The 23,783-nt window shown below is 61.8% G+C and carries 22 protein-coding genes and 1 pseudogene; 6 read left to right on the top strand and 17 right to left on the bottom strand.

What is annotated here, in order from left to right; genetic code table 11:
- Window positions 1-80: 80 nt before the first annotated feature.
- Both pgeF and rluD read right to left on the bottom strand, forming a co-directional pair.
- On the bottom strand, window positions 81-806 hold the full coding sequence (gene pgeF / locus PSH78_RS04360) for a peptidoglycan editing factor PgeF (RefSeq protein ID WP_305498737.1): 726 nt from the start codon (window positions 804-806) through the stop codon (window positions 81-83).
- Window positions 803-1,765 (bottom strand): 23S rRNA pseudouridine(1911/1915/1917) synthase RluD, encoded by a 963-nt coding sequence (gene rluD, locus PSH78_RS04355; protein WP_003205696.1) that lies wholly within the window; start codon window positions 1,763-1,765, stop codon window positions 803-805. Before rluD ends, pgeF begins: the two co-directional genes overlap by 4 nt.
- Window positions 1,766-1,915: 150 nt before the next feature.
- Between rluD and PSH78_RS04350 the strand changes: the two genes are divergently transcribed.
- From PSH78_RS04350 to PSH78_RS04335, 4 genes are all read left to right on the top strand, one after another.
- Entirely contained in the window at window positions 1,916-2,932 is a 1,017-nt protein-coding gene (locus tag PSH78_RS04350) for an outer membrane protein assembly factor BamD (protein ID WP_305498735.1), read from the top strand.
- A 124-nt stretch (window positions 2,933-3,056) separates the two neighbouring features.
- Complete coding sequence (locus PSH78_RS04345) at window positions 3,057-3,290, top strand: PP0621 family protein (RefSeq protein ID WP_305498734.1); 234 nt, start codon at window positions 3,057-3,059, stop codon at window positions 3,288-3,290.
- Window positions 3,280-4,869, top strand: coding sequence for a nitrogen regulation protein NR(II) (locus PSH78_RS04340; RefSeq protein WP_305498733.1), 1,590 nt, complete (start codon window positions 3,280-3,282; stop codon window positions 4,867-4,869). Before PSH78_RS04345 ends, PSH78_RS04340 begins: the two co-directional genes overlap by 11 nt.
- Window positions 4,866-6,212 (top strand): sigma-54 dependent transcriptional regulator, encoded by a 1,347-nt coding sequence (locus PSH78_RS04335; RefSeq protein WP_305498732.1) that lies wholly within the window; start codon window positions 4,866-4,868, stop codon window positions 6,210-6,212. Before PSH78_RS04340 ends, PSH78_RS04335 begins: the two co-directional genes overlap by 4 nt.
- A gap of 121 nt (window positions 6,213-6,333) precedes the next feature.
- Here the strand turns inward: PSH78_RS04335 and thiO are convergent.
- From thiO to PSH78_RS04300, 7 genes and pseudogenes are all read right to left on the bottom strand, one after another.
- Window positions 6,334-7,436, bottom strand: a pseudogene (gene thiO, locus PSH78_RS04330) (glycine oxidase ThiO).
- Window positions 7,437-7,489: 53 nt separating this feature from the next.
- Window positions 7,490-7,891, bottom strand: coding sequence for a type IV pilin protein (locus tag PSH78_RS04325; RefSeq protein WP_305498730.1), 402 nt, complete (start codon window positions 7,889-7,891; stop codon window positions 7,490-7,492).
- An 8-nt stretch (window positions 7,892-7,899) separates the two neighbouring features.
- Complete coding sequence (locus PSH78_RS04320; RefSeq protein ID WP_305498728.1) at window positions 7,900-11,001, bottom strand: pilus assembly protein; 3,102 nt, start codon at window positions 10,999-11,001, stop codon at window positions 7,900-7,902.
- Window positions 10,988-11,464 (bottom strand): PilX N-terminal domain-containing pilus assembly protein, encoded by a 477-nt coding sequence (locus PSH78_RS04315; RefSeq protein ID WP_305498726.1) that lies wholly within the window; start codon window positions 11,462-11,464, stop codon window positions 10,988-10,990. The genes PSH78_RS04320 and PSH78_RS04315 overlap by 14 nt, the downstream gene beginning before the upstream one ends.
- A gap of 11 nt (window positions 11,465-11,475) precedes the next feature.
- Window positions 11,476-12,189: a PilW family protein gene (locus PSH78_RS04310; RefSeq protein ID WP_305498724.1), complete on the bottom strand. Its 714-nt coding sequence runs from the start codon at window positions 12,187-12,189 to the stop codon at window positions 11,476-11,478.
- The gene (gene pilV, locus PSH78_RS04305; protein ID WP_305498723.1) at window positions 12,186-12,647 is read right to left on the bottom strand and encodes a type IV pilus modification protein PilV; all 462 of its coding nucleotides are present in this window, start codon (window positions 12,645-12,647) and stop codon (window positions 12,186-12,188) included. The genes PSH78_RS04310 and pilV overlap by 4 nt, the downstream gene beginning before the upstream one ends.
- Entirely contained in the window at window positions 12,644-13,126 is a 483-nt protein-coding gene (locus PSH78_RS04300) for a GspH/FimT family pseudopilin (RefSeq protein ID WP_305498721.1), read from the bottom strand. Before PSH78_RS04300 ends, pilV begins: the two co-directional genes overlap by 4 nt.
- Window positions 13,127-13,252: 126 nt before the next feature.
- Here PSH78_RS04300 and PSH78_RS04295 point away from each other — a divergent pair, with 126 nt between their 5' ends.
- Entirely contained in the window at window positions 13,253-13,792 is a 540-nt protein-coding gene (locus PSH78_RS04295; protein WP_305498718.1) for a GspH/FimT family pseudopilin, read from the top strand.
- Here PSH78_RS04295 and ispH read toward each other — a convergent pair.
- The 6 genes from ispH to murJ form a co-directional block, all read right to left on the bottom strand.
- Window positions 13,746-14,693 (bottom strand): 4-hydroxy-3-methylbut-2-enyl diphosphate reductase, encoded by a 948-nt coding sequence (gene ispH / locus PSH78_RS04290; RefSeq protein ID WP_305498716.1) that lies wholly within the window; start codon window positions 14,691-14,693, stop codon window positions 13,746-13,748. The genes PSH78_RS04295 and ispH overlap by 47 nt on opposite strands.
- A gap of 172 nt (window positions 14,694-14,865) precedes the next feature.
- Entirely contained in the window at window positions 14,866-15,303 is a 438-nt protein-coding gene (fkpB, locus tag PSH78_RS04285; RefSeq protein ID WP_305498715.1) for an FKBP-type peptidyl-prolyl cis-trans isomerase, read from the bottom strand.
- Complete coding sequence (lspA, locus tag PSH78_RS04280; RefSeq protein WP_305498713.1) at window positions 15,296-15,820, bottom strand: signal peptidase II; 525 nt, start codon at window positions 15,818-15,820, stop codon at window positions 15,296-15,298. Before lspA ends, fkpB begins: the two co-directional genes overlap by 8 nt.
- Window positions 15,813-18,644, bottom strand: a complete 2,832-nt coding sequence (gene ileS, locus PSH78_RS04275) for an isoleucine--tRNA ligase (protein ID WP_305498711.1) — start codon at window positions 18,642-18,644, stop codon at window positions 15,813-15,815. Before ileS ends, lspA begins: the two co-directional genes overlap by 8 nt.
- Window positions 18,645-18,657: 13 nt before the next feature.
- Entirely contained in the window at window positions 18,658-19,596 is a 939-nt protein-coding gene (gene ribF / locus PSH78_RS04270; RefSeq protein ID WP_039593898.1) for a bifunctional riboflavin kinase/FAD synthetase, read from the bottom strand.
- A gap of 129 nt (window positions 19,597-19,725) precedes the next feature.
- Entirely contained in the window at window positions 19,726-21,264 is a 1,539-nt protein-coding gene (gene murJ / locus PSH78_RS04265) for a murein biosynthesis integral membrane protein MurJ (protein ID WP_305498709.1), read from the bottom strand.
- 254 nt (window positions 21,265-21,518) lie between these two features.
- Here murJ and rpsT point away from each other — a divergent pair, with 254 nt between their 5' ends.
- Window positions 21,519-21,797: a 30S ribosomal protein S20 gene (rpsT, locus tag PSH78_RS04260; RefSeq protein ID WP_020798646.1), complete on the top strand. Its 279-nt coding sequence runs from the start codon at window positions 21,519-21,521 to the stop codon at window positions 21,795-21,797.
- 185 nt (window positions 21,798-21,982) lie between these two features.
- On the opposite strand, the gene PSH78_RS04255 is transcribed toward rpsT, so the two are convergent.
- Both PSH78_RS04255 and proB read right to left on the bottom strand, forming a co-directional pair.
- Window positions 21,983-22,447, bottom strand: a complete 465-nt coding sequence (locus PSH78_RS04255) for a CreA family protein (RefSeq protein WP_305498707.1) — start codon at window positions 22,445-22,447, stop codon at window positions 21,983-21,985.
- A 9-nt stretch (window positions 22,448-22,456) separates the two neighbouring features.
- Complete coding sequence (gene proB / locus PSH78_RS04250; protein ID WP_305498706.1) at window positions 22,457-23,575, bottom strand: glutamate 5-kinase; 1,119 nt, start codon at window positions 23,573-23,575, stop codon at window positions 22,457-22,459.
- Window positions 23,576-23,783: the final 208 nt, after the last annotated feature.

Genomic DNA, 23,783 nt, shown 5'->3' with positions numbered 1-23,783 from the left:
GAAACCTGCCAGATACCGCTATAGATGTGGCCGATTCTGGAAGATTCAAGCAGTGCGTGGTTGATACAGATCAGCAGAGTCTAGCGTTCAAGCCAGATCAGGGAAGCGAAGCGACCGGTGCGGGCGTTGCGACGGTAGGAAAAGAAGCGCGGATCGGTCACGGTGCACAGGCCGCCACCGTACACGGCGGTGACGCCGCGAGCCGCGAGACGCAGGCGCGCCAGCGCATAGATATCCGCCAGGTATTTCCCGGCATTGTGGCTGGGCATGAAGGCTTGTTGCGCCTCGGGCAGTTGCGCAACAAAAACCTCACGCACCTCAGGCCCCACTTCGAACGCTTGCGGGCCGATGGCCGGGCCGAGCCAGGCGAGGATTTCTTCGGCCGGTACTTGCAGACGATCAAGGGTGGCTTCCAGGACTCCGTTGGCCAACCCGCGCCAACCGGCATGGGCCGCCGCGACATGGGTGCCGGCGTAGTTACAGAACAATACAGGCAGGCAATCGGCTGTCATTGCCGCGCAGGCGATACCCGGCGTGGCGCTCCAACTGGCATCGGCGACAGCCACCTCGGCCGGGTCAGCTTCGACCACGTCAATACCGTGGACCTGCTGCAACCAGGCCGGACGCATGGCGAAACGATCGGTGAGGCGACAACGGTTTTCGGCGACAGCCGCAGGCTCATCGCCGACATGGTCGCCGAGGTTGAGGCTGTCGAACGGCGCCAGGCTGACGCCGCCCTCGCGGGTGGTGACACAGGCCTTGACCCGGGCCGGCGCGGGCCAGTCGGGTATCAGCCAGTCACTCATCCGATGAATGCCTCGCGATCCTGCTTGAGCAGCGTCAGCAGCCAGACGAAGTCATCCGGCAAAGGCGATTCCCAGCTCATGCGCTTACCGGTCGTCGGGTGGTCCAGCTCCAGGAAACGCGCGTGCAGCGCCTGACGCGGGAAGTTTTTCAACGATTCGACCATCGTCTGGCTCGCGGCCGGCGGAATGCGGAAGCGACCACCATAGGCCGGGTCGCCCACCAGCGGGAAGTTGATATGGGCCATGTGCACGCGAATCTGGTGGGTCCGGCCGGTTTCCAGCTTGACCCGCACATGCGTGTGCGAACGAAAACGCTCCAACACGCGGTAGTGACTGACCGCCTGCTTGCCACCTTCCATCACCGCCATGCGCTGGCGCTGCTGGCCGTGACGGCCGATCGGGGCGTTGATCTTGCCACCGGCGGTGACCACGCCGATCACGATGCATTCATAGATGCGGCTGACGCTACGGCTTTGCAGCTGTGTGACCAGCTGTGTCTGCGCCTGGATGGTCTTGGCGACCACCATCAGGCCGGTGGTGTCTTTGTCCAGGCGGTGCACGATCCCGGCGCGGGGCACATTGATGATGTCCGGCACGTGATGCAGCAAGGCGTTGAGCAGGGTGCCATCGGCGTGACCGGCCGCCGGGTGGACCACCAGGCCCGCGGGCTTGTTGATCACCAGGATGTCGTCGTCTTCGTAGACGATGTCCAGGGCAATGTCCTGGGCGACCCATTCTCCCTGGGCCTCCTGCTCGGCGGTCAGTTCGAGGATGGCACCGCCATGGACGATGTCGCGCGGACGGATCACCGCCCCGTCCACTGTCAGGCGACCGTCCTTGATCCAGGCGGAAAGGCGCGAGCGCGAGTGCTCGGCGAAGAGTTGGGCGGCGACTTGATCGAGGCGTTGGCCGCCCAATTCGGACGGCACCTCTGCGCGAAGTTCTATTTTATCGGACATGCTCGGACTGGGCGTCGGCACAGCCTTTGGTTTCGGCTGCGCGCTTGTGGTTAAATACGGCGTCTTTTGCCCCGAGGCTTTCAACGGGGCGCTCATCATAACAGGACGGCCCCGCCCAAGACAGCGGCCGTCATAGGGACGCAAGCCGCCATGCAAGTGAAACACCTGCTGCTGATCGCCATCCTCGCATTGACTGCTGCTTGCTCGTCGAAGGAAGTCGTAGACGAAAACCTGAGCGAAGTCGAACTGTACCAACAGGCGCAGAACGACCTGGATAACAACAGCTATACCAGCGCCACCGCCAAGCTCAAGGCGTTGGAGTCGCGGTATCCGTTCGGTCGCTACGCCGACCAGGCGCAGCTGGAGCTGATCTACGCCAACTACAAGAACGCCGAGCCGGAAGCTGCCAAGTCCGCCGCCGAGCGTTTCATTCGTCTGCACCCGCAGCACCCGAACGTCGATTACGCTTACTACCTCAAGGGCCTGACCTCCTTCGACCAGGACGTCGGCCTGCTGGCGCGCTTCCTGCCGCTGGACATGACCAAGCGTGACCCGGGCGCCGCGCGCGACTCCTACAACGAGTTCGCCCAGCTGACCAGCCGCTTCCCCAACAGCCGCTATTCGCCTGATGCCAAGCAGCGCATGATCTATCTGCGCAACCTGCTGGCGTCCTACGAAATCCACGTGGCGGACTATTACCTGACCCGCCAGGCCTACGTCGCCGCTGCCAACCGTGGCCGCTACGTGGTGGAAAACTTCCAGGAAACCCCATCGGTTGGCGACGGCCTGGCTGTCATGACCGAAGCCTACCAGCGCCTGCACCTGGATGACCTCGCGGCCACCAGCCTTGAGACATTGAAGCTTAACTACCCCGATCACCCATCGCTGGTCGATGGCCAGTTCACCCCGCGGGTCGATGAAGCCGACAACCGTTCGTGGCTGAGCAAGGCGACCCTCGGCCTGATCGAATCCCGTCCGCCGCTGCCGCCGGGCGAAACCCGCGCCAACCAGGACGTCCAGCGCCAGTTCCAGGACGCCAAGGAAGCCATCCCGAACGAGCTCAAGCCCAAGGATGAAAATGGCGACGTGATCGAAGAAGAAGAGCCGGAAAGCGAATCCAGCGATCGCTCCTGGTTCAGCTACATGACCTTCGGCATGTTCGACTGAAAGCCAAGGCGCCATAAAAAGGGAGACGCTGGGTCTCCCTTTTTCATGCCTGCATTTTATTGCGCTGTGCGCCGTTCCTGTCCTTGGCTAAACTGCCTGATCTCTAGCCAAAAAGCCGCCCATCATGCTTCGTTTACTGTTCTGGATCGCCCTGATTGCCGCCGCGATATGGTTGTGGCGCAAGTTCAAGGCAACCTCCGCCACATCGAACGCCCCACGCGACCATGACGCGCGGCCCATGGTGCGTTGCGCCCAGTGCGGGGTGCACCTGCCGCGCGACCGGGCGCTGGCCCTCGACCAACAATGGTATTGCAGCCAGGCTCACCTCGAGCAAGGCCCGGGTACTCGTGATCGCTGAGGCCTCGCGTCCCCGCGTCAAACAGGCGCAGCGTCTGCTGCGCCTGTATCACCTGTACCGCCTGAGCATCGGCATCACCCTGGTGCTGCTGATCACCAGCAACATGGACAACCGGCTGCTGGAGTTCGCCAACGACGACCTGCTGCGCAGCGGCAGCTGGTTGTATCTGGTACTGAACATCCTGCTGGTGGTGTTCCTTGAAAATACGCGTCGCCCTGCCCGGCTGTTCGGGCTGGCACTCACCGACGTATTGCTGCTGTCGTGGCTGTTCTTCGTCGCGGGTGGCGCCCCCAGCGCCATCGGCAACCTGATCATTGTCTCGGTAGCCATCGGCAACACCTTGCTGAAAGGGCGCATCGGCCTGCTGATCGCCGCCGTTGCCACCCTTGGCATCGTCGGCTCGACATTTGTCCTCGGCCTCAGCGACGCGAGCCGCCCCAGCAGCTATCTACAGGCGGGCACCCTGGGCGCCTTGTGTTTCGCCGCCGCTTTGCTGGTGCAAGGCCTGACCCGACGCCTGGAAGCCAGCGAAACCCTGGCCGAGCAACGGGCCAGCGAAGTGCTCAGCCTCGAAGCGCTCAACGCCTTGATCCTGCAACGCATGCGCACCGGCATCCTGGTGCTTGATCACCAGCACCGGGTGCAGCTGGCCAACGAAAGCGCCTTGAACCTGCTGGGCATGCACGACCTGATCGGCCAGCGGATAGACGATTATTCCAGCGCCTTGGTCGAACGGCTGCAATCGTGGCGGAACAATCCCAGCCTGCGCGCGCAAAGCCTGACCATCAGCGGCACCGGCCTGACGCTGCAACCCAGCTTCATCGCCCTCGGCCCACAGGATCAGCAGCAGATCCTGGTATTTCTCGAAGACCTGGCCCAAGTGGCCCAACACGCCCAGCAGCTGAAACTCGCCTCCCTCGGGCGCCTCACCGCCGGTATTTCCCATGAAATCCGCAACCCTCTGGGCGCCATCAGCCACGCCGCGCAATTGCTCGGTGAATCCGAGGAACTGAACAACGCCGACCGACGTCTGACGCAGATTATTCAAGACCACTCCCTACGAATGAATCGCGTCATCGAAAACGTCCTGCAGCTGTCCCGCCGCCAGCAAACCTCGCCGCAACGCCTGGATTTACGCACATGGCTTGAGCAATTCGTCCTGCGGACCCGCGAAAACGCGGCCGAAAACCAGCAATTGCACCTGAGCATCGACCCGGGCGACTACATCACGCTCATGGACCCCGACCAACTGGCCCAGGTGCTCGACAATCTGCTGCGCAACGCCTGGCGTCATAGCGCAATGGTCCATGAACAGGCCGAGGCCTGGTTGAAGCTCTTCATCGACCCGCACAGTCAGTTGGCCACGCTGGACATCATCGACAACGGCCCTGGCGTAACGCCGGAGCAGCAGGCGCACTTGTTCGAACCTTTCTTCACCACCAGCAGCCAGGGCACCGGCCTCGGCCTCTATCTGTCCCGTGAGCTGTGCGAAAGCAACCAGGCCCGCCTAGACTTCAAATCACGCCAAGGCGGCGGTTGCTTTCGCATCACCTTTGCTCACGGACGGAAACAGATTTGAATACACGCTCACGGCAACGAATCCTGATCGTCGATGACGAACCGGACATCCGCGAACTCCTGGAAATCACCCTGGGAAGGATGAAACTCGACACCCGCAGCGCCAAGAACCTCGCCGAGGCCCAAGCCCTGCTGGCAGGTGAAACCTTCGACCTGTGCCTGACCGACATGCGCCTGCCCGATGGCACCGGCCTGGAACTGGTGCAACACATCCAGCAACGTATTCCTCAACTGCCGGTGGCGATGATCACCGCCTATGGCAGCCTGGAAGTCGCTATCGACGCGCTCAAGGCCGGCGCCTTCGACTTCCTGACCAAACCGGTCGACCTCGGGCGGCTGCGGGAGCTGATCGGCAGCGCCTTGCGCCTGTCGCCGGGTGCTGCGCCGAGTACGACCGTCGAGCGCTGCCTGTTGGGCGACTCGCCACCCATGCGCAGCGTGCGCCGACAGATTGAAAAACTCGCCCGCAGCCAGGCGCCGGTCTACATCAGCGGCGAATCGGGCTGCGGCAAGGAACTGGTGGCGCGCCTGATTCATGAACAAGGCCCTCGCTACAACCAGGGGTTTGTGCCGGTCAATTGTGGGGCCATTCCAACGGAGTTGATGGAAAGCGAGTTTTTCGGCCATCGAAAAGGCAGCTTCACCGGTGCCATCGAAGACAAGCCCGGCCTGTTCCAGGCGGCTCACGGCGGGACCCTGTTCCTTGATGAAGTCGCCGACCTGCCACTGGCGATGCAGGTCAAGCTGCTGCGTGCCATCCAGGAAAAAGCCGTGCGCGCGGTGGGCGGGCAACAGGAGGAAGTGGTGGATGTGCGAATCCTCTGCGCCACCCACAAGGACCTCGGCGCAGAAGTCGCCGCCAGTCGCTTTCGCCAGGACTTGTATTACCGGCTGAATGTCATCGAACTGCGCGTCCCACCCTTGCGTGAACGCCGGGAAGACATCGAGCTGCTGGCCAACCACATGCTCCAGCGCCTGGCCATCAACGCCTGCAGCCCAGCGGTGACGCTCCATCCGCACGCCCTCAAAGCGCTGCAGAACTACCGCTTCCCGGGCAACGTGCGAGAACTGGAGAACATGCTCGAACGGGCCTACACCCTGTGCGAGCACCAGCAGATCGAGGCCGATGACTTGCGTCTCGCCGAACACAACGGGGCTGGCGAGGCGGGCAATCCTGATCTGATGCAGGTCGACAATCTGGAAGATTATCTGGAGGACGTCGAACGCAAGGTCATCCTCCAGGCCCTGGAGGAAACCCGCTGGAACCGCACCGCAGCGGCGCAGAGATTGAAGTTGTCGTTTCGGTCGATGCGGTATCGGTTGAAGAAGTTGGGGTTGGATTGAAGTCAGCGCTCGAACCCTTGTGGGAGCGAGCCTGCTCGCGAAGAGGCCAGCATTTCCAACATCTTCATTGACTGTCACACCGCTTTCGCGAGCAGGCTCGCTCCCACAGGGAAAGCCGAACCTACAGCCGCCCCGCCGGGGCATACGGCGCAGGATCAATCACCGGCTCACGCCCCAGCATCACGTCGACGAACAACCGGCACGAAGCCGGCGCCAGCACCAGGCCGTTGCGGTAATGGCCGCAGTTCAACCACAACCCCGCAAACCCCGGCACTTCGCCAATGTAGGGAATACCCTCCGGCGATCCTGGCCGTAACCCGGCCCAATGCCCCACCAACTCGGCGTCGGCCAACGCCGGGATCAACTCCAGAGCCGAAGCCTTGAGGCTTTCCAGCGCCGCATCGGTCGGCGTCTTGTCGAAGCCTTCATGCTCCAGCGTACTGCCGATCAAGATGTGCCCGTCACGACGCGGAATCGCATAACGGCCCTTGGCCAGGACCATGCTCGAGAGGAAATCGGACGCGCACTTGTACAGGATCATCTGGCCCTTCACCGGCTCGACCGGCAGCTCCAGCCCCAGCGTTCCCAGCAACTCGCCGCTCCAGGCACCCGCGGCGAGAACCACTTGATCACCGCGCATCTCCCCCCCGCTGAGCTCTTCACGCCACGGACACGCTCACCGTCGCGAATGAACCCGCTGACTTCGCAATGCTCATGAAGCGTGACATTCGGCATCGTCTGCAATGCAGTCTTGAGGGACTTCACCAGCCGCGGATTACGCACGTTCGCCACATCGGCCATGTAGATCGCCCGGGAAAAGCCCGAGCCCAATACCGGAACCGCATCATGGACCGCGGAGATATCCACAGCCCGCAGCGGGCGCCCTTCCCGCTCGGCCCAGGCCAGTGCTTCGGCCTGATCGTCGAGGTCCAGCCAATACAGGCCGGTGACATGCACTTGCGGATCGATCCCGGTCGCCGCGAACAAGCGCTCGCCCAGCTGTGGATAAAAATCCTGCGACCAGTGCGCCAGCGCAGTGACCGCCGGGCTATAGCGCCATGGGTACAGCGGCGAAACAATACCGCCGCCGGCCCAGGAGGATTCCTGGCCAACGCCGGAGCGATCCAGCAGCACCACTCGCTGGCCTTCGGAGGCGAGATTGAAAGCCGTCAGCAGGCCAATGACTCCGCCGCCGACTATCACCACTTGCTGTTGCCTGGTCATGTTCTGTTTCGACTCACAAGACAGAGGGCGCTCGTCTGCACCCGGTAAAAATCTCAACGACCCCAGCAATCCTTGGTGGTCAGCCCGGCGGATGCGTTCAGCATGCTCCGTACGCCAGTGTTGTTGATGGTGAAATCGCCGCATTTGTCCGTCGCCATGGACGAACCACTTTTGCGCACCGCAGTCAGGGTAAAGCTCTGGTCCGCGAGCGTCGGGGTGATGGTGTAGAAATCGTTGCCACCGCTCAGGCCAGTCGCGTTGGTATAGACGTTGGTCTTCGAGTAGTGGCGCTCAAGGATTTGCGCCTGTTCCGACAGCAACCCGGCGATTTCGGCCCGCCGTCCCTTCTTCATGTATTCGGTCAGGCTCGGATAGCCGACGGTGATCACGATACCGATGATCGCGATGACGATCATGATTTCGATCAAGGTGAAACCCCGGTTGGATGTGCGCATGCCTTACCTCACTGTATTTGCCGCCACATGATACGACGGCTGCCACCGACGGACTTGGTCAGCAGGTCGGTGATTCCACCACCGGAGTCATTCACCACCATATTGGTTGCTCCATTGGCGCTGACGACGGCACTCAAGGTCGGGATCCCCCCGGTGAACACCACGCCAGCGGAAATCGTGTCGAGGGTATTGATCGAACCATCGTTGTTGGTATCGAGCACCGCGTAGTTGAGCATCTTACCGTTGAACGCATCCACTTCGATCAGTTTGCCCGTACCAAAGCTCGCACAAGGATCAGTGGTGTCCACGGCGGCGGTGGTGAAGACAACACGCCCAAGCACCAGGCTGGCCGGGTTGATCACCCGTTCACCGGTCAGCGCGTTGTTGTATATCAGCGGCAGATACCAGCCTTTCTGCGTGGGATAGGCCACGTTATTCTGGCTGGTGGTCACGAATTGCCCGGTAGTACCGGAAAAAATGCTGGTGATCGATTGGGCCTGCAGGTTCGCCACGGTGATCTGCCCGGCGCCACCGCTAGCGTCCCAGATCGAATAGAACCCTTGCAGGTCCTTGTTGAGCTTGTCCGCCGACTCATTGAACTTGCCCGTGCCGAAAAATACCTGGATACCGCCCTGGGGGTTCTCCGCCAGCAACGGTTGCGCGGTGATCGGCTGTGTCGCCCCACCTGGAGCGGTGAACAACGGCTGGCCGGCAAACGCCAGGCCCCAGGTGTTCGGCGAAGTTGCGCTGATGTCGAACTTCCACATCCGTCCCTTCAGGTCCCCGCCATAGGCCGCCTGCACAACGTTCTGGGCGTTGACCCGCAACTTGACCGACGAAAGGCCGTTATTGGTGTCGGGGCTGTTGACGACAATCTTGCGAATCAGCGAGCCGTCGCGAACGTCCACTACATACAGCGCCGCCACGCCGGTATTACTGCCATAGCCATTGGCGATGAACGCCGCCCAGCGACCGTCCGCAAGGCGCGCGACTTCAGGGCGCGCATAGGCGTAGCCCAGGTCATTGAAGGCATTGGCTGCGTTGGCGATGGTCGGCGCGCTGATCTCCCACAAGGCCCGGATCGCATTGCCTGCCGCTGCATCGAACAGCTGCACCGCGTAAAACGCCCGGCCACCCGCGCCAGTGCCACCCAGGGCCAGCGTTTTCCAGACGCTGCCCAGCTGCGCATCGAATACGGCAACCTGTCCGTCCACCAGGAACTTATGACTCACGCCATTGATGTAGCCGGGATCCGCGATGAGTTGCAATGAGGGCAGCACGGTCGACGGCATATACGCATAGCGCCGGGTTCCGTTGGCGCTGTTGATGACGCTGAAAAAACCATCGTTGCCATTCACCACCAGGCTGCTGCTCATGTTTGCCGCCTTGGTCGTCAGGTAATTGCTGTAACTGGTGTCGTTCAGCAGGTCCGAGGCGGTCTGGTCATTGGGCGAGGCCAGGACCAGCGGCGAGTTGATGATGTCCCCCAGCAGGACGCTGCGCACCTTGAGCCCGGTCTTGTTGACGCCCTTGCTCCATTCCACCAGATCGCTGCCGGTGATCCCCGTTGGCAGGCCCTGGCTCAGGCTGGTTTGCTGGGCCGGCGAAAAGTTGCCATAGGCCAGGGTCACCGGCACGTTGGTCGCGGTGTTCCAGGACTGGTAGAGCGGCGGTGTGGCACCCGGAACGATAGCGGTGTCAGTGGTCCACTGCGCTGCTGCGGTGTTCACCGTTCCAGTGGAGTTGAAGCCGAATGCCTTGATGGTGCCGCGCCAGTCCCTGGGGTCGTAGGTGGTCTGGTAAAAACTGGAAGTGCTGGAGAGCGTCGCGCCATTGCTGGTGCCGCCGCCTCCCGAACCGGCCTTGGAGGTGATGTCGCTCAGGGCCGACGACAGGGCCGAGTTCAGGCCTTCACTGTCGGTGGCCGGATAATATTTGCCCGCACCGTAGCGAGCGGCGTCGGAAAGCATCTGGTTGGTGACAGCAAAACCCACGGTGTAGGTATTGAGGTACTGCCGGCGGAATTCGGCTCCATCCCAGCTTTTCCCAGTGACGTCGGTGCCGGTGGAGCGCATGTCGATGTCGAAGGCGAACTTGGCGATGTCGTCCAGGTACAGCGTGTCGCCCTCCGCATCGCCCGTGGCACTGGCGCCATCATTCGCGCTGATGCCATCCCAATTCGGCAAGCGACCTGCCCCTAGCGGATCGTTGGTGGGAAACGTTCGATCGTAGGTGGGCAGGCCATCGGTAATCACCACGCCGAAATTCTTCTGGCAGCGATACTGGATCGGGCTGGTATAGGTGCTGGGCGTGCCGTTGTAATACGGTGCCATGCCGCGGAAATAGCGGGTAACCTCGTAATAACTTTCGGCCAACGGAGTGTTGGCGACGGCGCCCAAAGCGTTGATGGCATTGATAAGAGCGCTGTAGTTGGTGTTGGCCTGGGTCTGGGTGACACTGCCGCTGACCGGCGACAAGTCGCTGATGGCTCGGGCGATATAACCACCGGGGCCGGAGTTGATACTGCTGGGCGGGTTGAAAGTGGCCAGGCCAATGCGCAGGGCGCGGTTGTTGGCCACCAGGTCGGTGGAGACATCCCGAGCCACGTTGATTCGATAATCGTTGGGAATCGTGCCGGTGGTGAAGTCGCGGCTCGAACCGTTGGCCAAGGTGACCAGATAAGCCAGGTACCTGGCCGTGTAACGAGTGTTACCGCCCCCTACAGGATCGGGCAACCGCAGACAGACCCGCCCGATGGTGGATCGATAGAAACCATACCAGCCGGAAGAGCAGCCGCCACGCAACAGGCTGACCAACAGAATGTTCGTGTCGTCCAGATCAAGTTCATACCTGTCGTTGCAGCTGCTACTGGAATTGCACGCAAATGTACGCGTCTGTGTTGCCGCCGGATCAAACCCCGCCGCCCAGATAATGTTGTTCATGCTCCCCGAATCATCGATCAGCAGCATCACGTTGGGCGTCACCGCCGCTGCACTCAACAGCGGTGATTCCGACGGTGTGAAGCCATAGGCCGGGGCCGTCAGGTAAAGGCTGAGCAACGCTCCCCACAACGCCTGTCGCCAGCTTCGAAGCACCCTAATATTTCGCATAGATGCTCTCCACTACGCTGCGCTGGTTGTTGCCCACCACCGCCACCGCCGTGATCCGGTACAGCGTCGCCGAGGTATTGAGCGGCACGTTGACTGCCGTAAGGGTTGTGCCGATATTCTGCACGCCGTAAAACCCGCCAGCAGCGGCCACCCAGAGCACCCCCGACGACGAATAGCGCCCCGCCACCGTCACTGTTGCCGACTCAGGCGGTGGTGCGCATTGGGCCGCGGTACAGACCGGCAGCGAATAACTTTCTGCCTGCACCGCGCTTTCCCCGACCCTCAGCGCCGCCTCGGCCATCTGAAACGACTGGTTGCGCTGCATGACGCTGCTGGTCATCTTTTCCTGGAGCGTGGCGCTCTGCATCGACGACAAGCCAATCAGTGTCAGCAGCAGCAAAAAGACCAGGCTGACCAGCAAGGCCATGCCCCGCTGGCGATACCCGAAACCTGTCGACCTCATCAGTCGCCCCCTCATAGCAGCCGGTTGCGCAAGGCAGCAACCACGTTGAAGGTCTGCTCGCGCACGGTATTTTTCGGGTCGAACAGCGTCAACGTCAGGCGCACGCTGCGAATCAGCGCCGGGTCGCTCGGATTGCCGCTGTAGCTGGTGGCTGCGATGTCCGTCGCGCTGCCGGCCACGCCGAAGGTCACGTCGAATGCCCGCACGTTATCCACCAGCACCGCCATGGTCGGGTTGCCAGCGCCGCTCCCCAGCAATAGCTGATTGTTGTTGAAACCATAGATCAGCCGCCGGATCGGAAAGGCCATCTGCCCGCTCGCGGGTGCTCGCGCTCCGGTGTAGGCGGTGGCCGTATTGCGGCAATCGGAAACGATGGTCCAGGTCGGCGCACTGCCGCTATTGCCGATATCCGCCGTGACCAGGGTCAACCTGCGGGTGGCGTTGTCCCAGCGAATCGGGGTGATCTGGCTGGCGGCGAAATCATTGTTCGAAGACGCATCGGTGATCGTCGCCAGGCAGCCGAACATGCCCACCATGCGAATTTCCTGAACCATTTTGCTCAAGGCAAACCGTGCATCCTCCTGCATCACCGCGGCGGCACTCTGGCTTACGTAAGTATTTTTTGCTGCGATGAAAATCTGCACGACGCCCAGCACGACGATCAGGCTGATGACCAGCGCGATCATCAATTCGATCAGCCCGAAACCCCGGCTATGCCGGTTCATGGCGTCGTCGCCAATGGATCGACAGCGACCCGGCTGGTCAGCACAAAGCTGCGTCGCGCCTCGGCCGCGTTGGTCGTGTTGGCAGCCCGGGCGTCGTCCCAGGAAATGGTGATGGTGTAGACCCGCTGGTTCAGCGCAACCGTGCCGGTGGCCGTGGCGCCGCCGAAAGCGACGATATTGGTCTTGAAGTCATAAAGATCCTGGTCCCGGGCCACGTTGAGGTTCGGCGAGCTCGGCGGCGTGATGGTGTAGTCGGCGCCGGAATTGGCCCGGATGCGGTCCAGCAGGTCGTAGGCGATGAAGCTGGCCTGGCTGGTCATGCGCGAGCTGTCGGTGTATTTGAGAGCATTGAGCTGGACCATCGCCGCCCCCAGCAAACCCACGCCGAGAATCAGCATCGCCACCAGCACCTCGATGAGCGTCATGCCCTCCTGCGCCGTTTTACTGCAATCCTTCATCCGCAATTTCCACCCAATACGATTCGTCCATTGAGGCAGACATTGAGCGTCCTGCTCTGCGCCCCTCTCACGTAATTGAAGCCCACCGGCGTGGTCGGTGCCGATAACCCGCCCAGGTTGTTGAAATCAATGTTGGTCACTTCTGAGGTTAGCGTCAGAGTCACGCCACTGCCCATCGCTGGAACAACCCGCAATACATTGGTCGGATTGGCCGGGTTGCCAGTGTTGTCATACACCATCAATTCACCGCTCCAGGCTCCGCCCTGGGTGGTGGGACGAATGCGCGTGGTGATGCCACGATTGATCGCTTCCATTCGCGCGAAGTTCAAGGCCCTGCGCAAGTCGCCGATCTCGGTATCGGCCTTGGTACTTTGCAGCGAGCCGGTGAACGACGGCACCGCCATGGTGATCAGGATCAGCAGCACGCCGAGGGCCACCAACACCTCGATCAGCGTGAAACCTTTTGTACGAAGATCCATCGATGCCCTCCGTTGCCGTCGGCTATACCTGCTTCTACACGCTAGAACAAACCGTCGCCGTATGCGAAGTGCCACAACGATTCATAAGCCTTAAATCCGCTTCACGCTCTCCAGGGAGGAGACGTCATGCATCAACAGGGCTTCACCCTGATCGAACTGCTCATGGGACTGGCGATTGCCGCAATTGTTCTGCCGTGGGCCGGTGCAAGCTACAAAGAGCTGATCGAGTCCATCGAACGCGAGGATACCGCCCGGTTGCTGATCAGCGGGTTGCGTTTTGCCCGCAGCGAAGCCATCACGCGCAACCGCCGCATCTTGATCCAGGGAATCGACAATGATTGGGGCAAGGGCTGGCGGATCACGCTGGACAACAAGGAGCAAAGCTTGCTGAGGGAGCGCAGCGGTCATGCTCGGGTGGTTGGCAACTCGCCAGTAAAACGCCGGGTGAGGTTCGGCGGCCAGGGAGAAGCCCTGCACCTCGACGGCGCGTTCCAGGCAGGCACGCTGCATGTCTGCGCCAGACGCGGGCCGGTCAGCCATCACCAGGTGATCCTGGCGCCCTCCGGTCGCGTCCGCCTGGAAAGTATCAAGGCCGAGCAGGCCCTGTGTGAAAAAGGACTCAAAGCAGGGAGCGGACCCGCAGCTCTTTCGGCATCGAGAACGTAATGTTTTCCTCGCGACCCGCCAGCTCGTCGGCGCCCGTTGCGCCCCAGGCCTGCAACTGCTCGATCACCCCGCGGACGAGGACTTCCGGCGCGGAGGCACCGGCGGTGATGCCGATCCGCTCGACACCGTCGAACCAGCTGCGCTGCATGTCCTCGGCGCCGTCGATCAGGTAGGCCGGGGTCGACATGCGTTCGGCCAGCTCGCGCAAGCGGTTGGAGTTGGAGCTGTTCGGGCTGCCGACCACCAGGACCACATCGCACTCGTTGGCCAGTTGCTTGACCGCGTCCTGACGGTTCTGGGTCGCGTAGCAGATGTCGTCCTTGCGCGGCCCGCCGATGGCCGGGAAGCGCGCGCGCAGGGCGTCGATCACCCGGCTGGTGTCGTCCATGGACAAGGTAGTCTGCGTAACGAAAGCCAGCTTTTCCGGGTTGCGAACCTGCAAGGCCGCGACGTCTTCTTCGTCTTCGACCAAGTAGATCGCGCCGCCATTGCTGGCGTCGTACTGACCCATGGTGCCTTCAACTTCCGGGTGGCCTTCATGGCCGATCAGGATGCATTCGCGACCGTCACGGCTGTACCGCGCCACCTCGATGTGGACCTTGGTAACCAACGGGCACGTAGCATCGAACACTTTCAGGCCACGGCCGGCAGCTTCGGTACGCACCGCCTGGGAAACGCCGTGGGCGCTGAAGATCACGATGACATCGTCCGGCACCTGGTCCAGTTCTTCGACGAAGATGGCCCCACGGCTGCGCAGGTCCTCGACGACGAACTTGTTGTGGACCACTTCATGACGCACGTAGATCGGCGGTCCGAAGACTTCCAGGGCGCGGTTGACGATTTCGATCGCCCGGTCCACGCCAGCGCAGAAGCCACGGGGGTTGGCGAGTTTGATTTGCATGCTGTGCCTCGTGTCTTGCGCAAAAAACTGAATCGGTGCAATTCAGTGTGGGAGCGAGCTTGCTCGCGATTGCGGTGGGCCAGTCACCCCTGTATTAAAAGTGACGTCGCCATCGCGAGCAAGCTCGCTCCCACAGTGAACCGAGTGGCAGCAGGAACTGCCTGCAAAAATATTAAACCGCCCTGACCTCAAGGATTTCCACCTCGAAGCTCAAGGTCTTGCCCGCCAGTGGGTGGTTGAAGTCCACGGTCACCTCGGCATCGTCAAAAGCTTTCACCACACCCGGCAGCTCGGCGTTGGCCGCGTCATTGAAGATCACCAGCAGGCCCTCGGACAGCTCCATGTCCTGGAACTGCGAGCGTGGCATGGTCTGCACGTTTTGCGGGTTGGGCTGACCAAAGGCATTTTCCGGAGGAACCACCACGGTGCGCTTGTCGCCGGCCTTGAAACCGAAGATCGCCGCTTCAAAACCCGGCAGCAGGTTGCCGTCGCCGACCTTGAACACCGCCGGCGCCTTGTCGAACGTGCTGTCGACGGTGTCACCATTTTCCAGGTGCAGGGCGAAGTGCAGCTTCACTTCGGTGTTTTGAGCGATACGCTGCTCAGTCATGGACGGCTTCTCCGGTTTTCTTGCTCTTGAACATATCCAGGGCGAGCATCACGGCGCCCACGCTGATGGCACTGTCGGCAATGTTGAACGCCGGGAAGTACCAGCGGTTCTGCCAATGCACCAGGATGAAATCGATTACATGGCCCAAGGCAATCCGGTCGTACAGGTTACCCAGCGCACCACCGAGGACCAGCGCCAGCGCCACCGCCAGCCAGGTCTCGTCACGCCCCAGGCGCTTGAGCCAGACCACCAGCACGGCGCTGACCACAATGGCAATCAGGGCGAACAGCCAACGCTGCCAGCCCGAACTGTCCGCCAGGAAGCTGAACGCCGCGCCGGTGTTGTAGGCCAGGGTCCAGCTGAAGTAGTCGGGAATGACCACGATCTGCTGGTACATGGTCAAAGAGCTCTCGAAGTAGTACTTGCTGGCCTGGTCGATGACCAGTACCAGCACGCTCAACCAGAGCCAGCCCAGCCGTCCGAAACGGCCCGCTGCATTAGCCGCCACATCAGGCATAGTGGCGAACCTCGCCCGTACCGCTGATGTTGTCGACGCAACGACCGCAGATTTCCGGATGCTCCGGGTTCACGCCGACGTCTTCGCGGCAGTGCCAGCAACGGGCGCACTTGACGAAGCCCGACTTGACCACCTTGAGCTTCAGGCCGCTTACCTCGGTGACCACCGCATCGGCCGGCGCCTGCACCAGCGGCGCGACGCTGGCGGTCGAGGTGATCAGCACGAAGCGCAGCTCGTTGCCCAGCTTGGCCAGATCAGCGCCCAGCGCCTCTTCGGCGTAAAGGGTCACTTCAGCCTGCAGGTTGCCGCCGACAGCCTTGGCCGCCCGCTGGATTTCCATTTCCTTGTTGACCGCCGCCTTGACCGCCATGATCCGGTCCCAATACGCACGGTCCAGCTCGAAGCCTTGCGGCAGTTCGGTCAGGCCTTCGTACCAGGTGTTGAGCATCACCGATTCGTTGCGCTCGCCCGGCAGGTATTCCCACAATTCGTCGGCGGTGAACGCCAGGATCGGCGCGATCCAGCGCACCAGCGCCTCGCTGATGTGGAACAGCGCGGTCTGGCACGAACGACGCGCCTTGCTGTTGGCGCCGGTGGTGTACTGGCGGTCCTTGATGATGTCGAGGTAGAAACCGCCAAGCTCCTGCACGCAGAAGTTGTGGATTTTCGAGTAGACGTTCCAGAAACGGTATTCACCGTAGTGTTCCTGCAATTCACGTTGCAGCAGCAAGGTGCGGTCCACGGCCCAGCGGTCCAGCGCAAGCATGTCTTCGGCCGGCAGCAGGTCGGTGGCCGGATTGAAACCGGTCAGGTTCGAGAGCAGGAAGCGCGCGGTGTTGCGGATCCGCCGGTAGGCGTCCGCGCTACGCTGAAGGATCTGGTCGGAAACGGCCATCTCGCCGGAATAATCGGTGGACGCGACCCACAGGCGCATGATGTCGGCGCCAAGGGTGTCGTTGACTTTCTGCGGCGCGATCACGTTGCCCAGGGACTTGGACATCTTGCGACCGGCCTCATCAACGGTGAAACCGTGGGTCAGCAGCTCGCGGTACGGCGCGTGGTTGTCGATGGCGCAACCGGTCAGCAAGGACGAGTGGAACCAGCCACGGTGCTGGTCCGAACCTTCCAGGTACAGGTCGGCGCGCGGGCCGTTCTCGTGGCCCATCGGGTGCGAGCCGCGCAACACGTGCCAATGAGTGGTGCCGGAATCGAACCAGACGTCGAGGGTGTCGCTGATCTTGTCGTACAGCGGCGCTTCGTCGCCGAGCAGCTCGGCGGCATCGAGCTTGAACCAGGCTTCGATGCCTTCGGCTTCAACGCGCTTGGCAACTTCTTCCATCAGTTCGACGGTGCGCGGGTGCAGCTCGCCGCTTTCCTTGTTCAGGAAGAACGGGATCGGCACGCCCCAGTTGCGCTGGCGGGAGATGCACCAGTCCGGACGGTTGGCGATCATCGAGTGCAGGCGCGCCTGCCCCCAGGCCGGAACGAATTGGGTTTCTTCGATGGCCTTGAGCGAACGCTGGCGCAGGCTGTCGCCGCTGGTTGGCTGCTTGTCCATGCCGATGAACCACTGCGCGGTCGCGCGGTAGATCAGCGGAGTCTTGTGGCGCCAGCAGTGCATGTAGCTGTGTTCGATGACGGTGGTGTGCAGCAGCGCGCCGACTTCGGTCAGCTTGTCGACGATGGCCGGGTTGGCTTTCCAGATGAACTGGCCGCCAAAGAACTCCAGCGACGGCACGTAGACGCCATTGCTCTGCACCGGATTGAGGATGTCGTCGTTGACCATGCCGTATTTCTTGCAGGTCACGAAGTCGTCGACGCCATAGGCCGGCGCGGAGTGAACCACGCCAGTGCCAGCGCCCAGTTCCACGTAGTCGGCCAGGTACACCGGCGACAGGCGGTCATAGAACGGATGACGGAAGTTGATCAGCTCCAACGCCGAACCTGGCGCGGTGGCAATCACCGAACCTTCCAGGCTGTAGCGGGCCAGGCAGGATTCGACCAGCTCTTCGGCCAGCACCAGCAGCCTGTCGCCGACGTCGACCAGGGCGTAGTTGAATTCCGGATGGACGTTCAGCGCCTGGTTGGCCGGGATGGTCCACGGGGTGGTGGTCCAGATCACGATGGCGGCCGGCTTGGCCAGCTTGCCCAGGCCGAAAGCGGCGGCAAGTTTGTCTTCATCGGCGATCGGGAACGCGACGTCGATGGTCGAGGACTTCTTGTTCTCGTACTCGACTTCCGCCTCGGCCAGGGCCGAACCGCAGTCGAAGCACCAGTTGACCGGTTTCAAGCCCTTGAACACGAAGCCGCCCTCGACGATTTTCGCCAGGGCGCGGATTTCACCGGCTTCGTTCTTGAAATCCATGGTCTTGTACGGATTGGCGAAGTCGCCCAGCACGCCGAGACGGATGAATTCGGACTTCTGCCCTTCGATCTGCTCGGTGGCGTAGGCACGGCACAGCTCGCGGGTCTTGTCGGCGCCCAGGTTCTTGCCGTGGGTCACTTCGACCTTGTGCTCGATCGGCAAGCCGTGGCAATCCCAGCCCGGAACATAAGGCGCGTCAAAACCCGACAGGGTCTTGGAGCGGATGATCATGTCCTTGAGAATCTTGTTCAACGCGTGACCGATGTGGATGGTGCCGTTGGCGTACGGAGGGCCGTCGTGCAGGACGAACTTCGGACGATCCTTGCCAATTTCGCGCAACTTTCCGTACAGGCCAATGCTGTCCCAACGCTGCAGAATCTGTGGTTCGCGCTGAGGCAGGCCGGCCTTCATTGGGAAGGCGGTGTCCGGAAGGTTTAGCGTGGCTTTATAGTCGGTCATTTAAGGCTCTTCATTAGCGATTGGCGCTGGTTGCGACAAGGGCACGGGCGGCGGCGATATCTGCATGGATCGCCGTCTTGAGCGCCTCCAGAGAGGCAAAACGCTGCTCTTCACGCAGCTTCTGGTGGAAAACCACCGTCAAACGCCGGTCATACAGATCGCCGGCAAAATCCAGAATGTGTACTTCGAGATGGGCCTTGCCATCCCCCTGCACCGTGGGGCGTACGCCGATATTGGCAACGCCGGGCCAGGTCTTGCCGTCGATGTCGACACTCACCAGGAACACCCCGGTCAACGGCACGCGACGGCGCTTGAGTTGCACGTTGGCCGTCGGCGTGCCCAATTGGCGCGCCAGTTTCTGCCCGTGCAGGATCCGCCCGGCAATCCGGTACGGCCGGCCGAGCAAGCGCTCGGCCAATTCGAAATCCGCCGCCGCCAGGGCATTGCGGACCTGGGTGCTGCTGACGCGCAAACCGTCCATTTCGACGGTCTGTGCCGCTTCGACGGTGAAGCCCTGGGCGATGCCGGCCTGTTGCAGGTAATCGAAATCCCCTGCCCGGTCGCAGCCGAAACGAAAATCGTCGCCGACTTCCAGGTGCTTCACGTCGAGACCGTCCACCAGGATGGTATCGACGAACTCGGCGGCGCTGAGCTGGCTCAGGCGCTGGTTGAAAGCCAGGCAGAGGACCCGATCGACGCCTTCGGCGGCCAACAGTTGCAGTTTGTCACGCAACCGGGCCAGACGCGCCGGAGCGGTGTCCGGAGCGAAGAACTCCCGGGGTTGCGGCTCGAAGATCACCACGCAGCTGGGCAGGCCCAACTCCAGCGCACGCTCGCGCAGCCGCGCCAGGATAGCCTGGTGGCCACGGTGAACACCGTCGAAGTTGCCAATAGTGGCGACACAGCCCCGATGCCGGGGACGCAGGTTGTGGAGGCCTCGAACCAGCTGCATAACGCGCTTCTTGCTCATAAAGTGGCCGATTATAACCACACCCGGCGGTCGGCGACAGGCAACACCGTAACCCAAAGTGATCGAACCGACAAAACCGCCGTCCGGCCCGGGATTATCGAAGGCAACCGTTCAGCTCAAGGCCTTGCGATTGAAGTCGCGCAGACGGAATCCCATCAGCAGCAACATGCCGAAATAAGCCACCACGCCGGCCACGACCAGCACGCCAAGGCGCAGGAAGCGCTCGAGCATCTGCCCTTCGCCCCAGGCCGGCATGAAATGCATCCCCGCCAGCAACACCGCCGACATCACCGCCACGGCGATCAGCAGCTTGAGGCCGAACCTGGCCCAGCCGGGCTGCGGCTGATACATCTTCTGTTTGCGCAACTGGTAGAACAGCAGCCCGGCGTTGAGGCAGGCACCGGCGCTGATCGCCAGGGCCAGGCCGGCATGGGCCAGGGGTCCGATGAGCAGCAGGTTGAACAGCTGGGTCATCACCAAGGTAAAGATGGCGATTTTCACCGGCGTGCGGATGTTCTGCTGGGCATAGAAACCCGGCGCCAGGACCTTGATCACAATGATTCCAAGCAAGCCCACCGAATAGGCGATCAGCGCGCGCTGGGTCATCAAGGCGTCAAACGCATTGAACTGGCCATACTGGAACAGCGAAACCGTCAGCGGCTCGGCAAGGATCCCCAGCGCCAGGGCACAAGGCAGGACCAGCACGAAGCACAGGCGCAGGCCCCAGTCGAGGATGCGCGAGTATTCATGACGGTCCTGGCTGGCGTAGGTCTTGGCCAGGGTAGGCAGCAGAATCGTGCCCAGCGCCACGCCCAGTACGCCGGAGGGCAGCTCCATCAAGCGGTCGGCGTAGTACATCCACGAGACCGAACCGGCCACCAGGAACGAGGCGAAGATAGTGTTGATGATCAGCGAAATCTGGCTCACCGATACCCCGAGAATGGCCGGCAGCATCTGCTTCATCACGCGCCATACGCCGCTGTCGCGCAAGTTCAGGCGCGGCAGTACCAGCATGCCGATCTTTTTCAGGTGGGGCAGTTGATAGAGCAATTGCGCCAGGCCGCCGACCAGCACCGCCCAACCCAGGGCCATCACCGGCGGATCGAAGTACGGCGTCAGGAACAGCGCGAAGACGATCATGCTGACATTGAGCAGCGTCGGCACGAAGGCCGGCACCGAGAAACGGTTCCAGGTATTGAGGATCGCCCCGGCCAGCGATGACAGGGAAATCAGCAATATATAAGGAAAGGTCACCCGCAACAGGTCGGAGGTGAGCTGGAATTTTTCCGGCGTGTCGGTGAAACCTGGCGCGGTGGCCCAGATCACCCAAGGCGCGGCGAGCATGCCGGCCGCGGTGACCAGCGCCAGCACCAGCGTCAGCAAACCGGTCACATAAGCGATGAAAGTGCGGGTCGCCTCGTCGCCCTTCTGGCTTTTGTATTCGGCCAGGATCGGCACGAAGGCCTGGGAAAAGGCCCCTTCGGCGAAGATCCGCCGCAGCAGGTTGGGCAGCTTGAAGGCGATGAAGAAGGCGTCGGTGGCCATTCCGGCACCGAATATCCGCGCGATCAACGTATCGCGAACGAATCCCAGAATCCGGGAAAGCATCGTGATAGAGCTGACGGCAGCCAACGATTTGAGCAGATTCATGAAAAGAGTTTGTGCCTGTCGATAAACAGCAGGCGAACAACGCGCCCACTTGTGCGATACTTCGCGCCGCTAAACAGCACAGCGCCAAAGCCCGCGAGTTTACAGGTCGCACGCCGGAAAGAAATCATTCGGTGCGCCGCACCTGCCATTCAGCGGAACGTGTCACCCGCCCTTGACAAGACCTCAACTCATCGGCATGATTCGCGGCCTATTTTGTTTGCTATTTCCTAAAAAGTCTTTCGAGGAGCTCGACGGTGGCCAACTCACCTTCCGCCAAAAAACGTGCAAAACAGGCTGAGAAGCGTCGCAGCCACAACGCCAGCCTGCGTTCCATGGTCCGTACCTACATCAAAAACGTAGTCAAGGCCATCGACGCAAAAGACGCTGAAAAAGCACAAGCTGCTTACGTTCTGGCTGTGCCAGTTATCGACCGCATGGCCGATAAAGGCATCATCCACAAGAACAAGGCTGCTCGCCATAAGAGCCGCCTGAATGGCCACGTAAAGGCCTTGAACGTTGCCGCTGCTGCCTAAGCGACGCGCTCGTTAAAAAACCGACCTCAGGGTCGGTTTTTTATTGCCTGGGATTTATCAGCCACACCACCGATAACAACTGCGGGAGCGAGTCTGCTCGCGAATGCGGTCCGCCAGGCAGCATCAATGTCACTGGCAGACTGCATTCGCGAGCAGGCTCGCTCCCACAATGGATTTTTGCGTAGTTATTGGGCCTTGGCCCACGGCAGGATCGGAATCGCCGTCACCGCATTCTGCGGGCTGCCCTCGATCACACGGTCGCTGTAGACCAGGTACACCAGCGTATTGCGCTTCTTGTCGAGAAAACGCACCACCTGCATGGTCTTGAACACCAGCGAGGTGCGCTCTCTGAAGACCTCCTCGCCATCCTTGAGCTCACCCTTGAAGCTGATCGGCCCTACCTGGCGGCAGGCGATAGAGGCCTCGGCGCGATCTTCGGCCAGCCCCAGGCCTCCTTTTACGCCGCCGGTCTTGGCCCGCGACAGATAGCAGGTCACGCCATCGACCCTGGGATCGTCGAACGCCTCGACCACGATCCGGTCATTTGGCCCGACGAACTTGAACACAGTGGACACCTGACCGATTTCCTCGGCAGAGGCCAGCAGCGGCAGCGCCACCAGCAAGCCGATCAATCCTTTTGCCAAACCCATGATTTTTCCTTAGACGAGGATCAGGTTGTCACGGTGAACCAGCTCAGGCTCAGCCATGTAACCCAGCAGACCAACAATCGCATCAGACGATTGGCCGATGATTTTCTGTGCTTCCAGCGCGCTGTAGTTGGCCAGGCCCCGGGCAATCTCTCGACCATCCGGCGCTACGCACACGACCATTTCGCCGCGGCGGAAGCTACCCTGGACGAGCTTCACGCCTACCGGCAGCAGGCTTTTGTTACCTTGAGACAGCGCCGACACGGCACCCGCGTCCAGCACCAGCGTGCCCCGGGTTTGCAGATGCCCGGCCAGCCACTGTTTGCGCGCCGCCAGCATGCCGCGCTCAGGCGACAGCAGCGTACCGATACGCTCCCCGGCCTTGAGGCGATCCAGCACCCGCTCCAACCGACCGCCAACGATGATCGTATGGGCGCCAGAGCGCGCCGCCAGACGCGCCGCGCGCAGCTTGGTCTGCATGCCGCCGCGCCCCAGGGCTCCGCCAGTGCCACCCGCCACCGCATCCAGCGCGGGATCGTCGGCTCGGGCTTCGTAGATCAGCTTGGCATCAGGGTTATTGCGCGGATCGGCGTCGAACATGCCGTCGCGATCCGTGAGAATCACCAGCAGGTCGGCTTCCACGAGGTTGGCCACCAGCGCCGCGAGCGTGTCGTTGTCGCCGAAACGGATCTCGTCGGTGACCACCGTGTCGTTCTCGTTGATCACCGGGATGACTTTCAGCTCCACCAACGCTCGCAGCGTGCTACGGGCATTGAGGTAACGCTTGCGGTCGGACAGGTCATCATGGGTCAGCAGGATCTGCGCCGTGTGGCGATCATGCTCGGCAAAGCTCGACTCCCACGCCTGCACCAGGCCCATCTGGCCGATGGCGGCAGCGGCCTGCAGTTCGTGCATCGCGCTGGGTCGCGAGGTCCAGCCCAAACGGCTCATGCCGGCCGCCACCGCACCCGAGGAGACCAGTACCAGCTCGACGCCCGCCTCATGCAGGGCCACCATCTGCTCGACCCACACCGCCATCGCCTGGCGATCCAGGCCCTTGCCATCCGCCGTCAGCAGTGCGCTGCCGATCTTCACGACCCAGCGTTGCGCACCCGTCACCTTGCTCCGCATTTTCTTCAACCTTTGCCAGCGAACAGCGCGACCCAGCGCCACTCATGGGATTATTCGTATTTGCGTTTTTCAGATACCAAAACGCCGCTCGAATGAGCGGCGCCTTGGAAACCGGCCGGCTGCGATGATAACACCGCGCCGAAACACTTGAACCTGCTCCCCATGCCAGCTACCCGAGAATCCTTGTGGGAGCGAGCCTGCTCGCGAT

It is taken from the genome of Pseudomonas sp. FP198, assembly GCF_030687895.1.
Classification (GTDB): Bacteria; Pseudomonadota; Gammaproteobacteria; order Pseudomonadales; family Pseudomonadaceae; genus Aquipseudomonas.
Note: the sequence above shows the minus strand (reverse complement) of the source record. Positions and strands in the feature narration are given on the sequence as shown.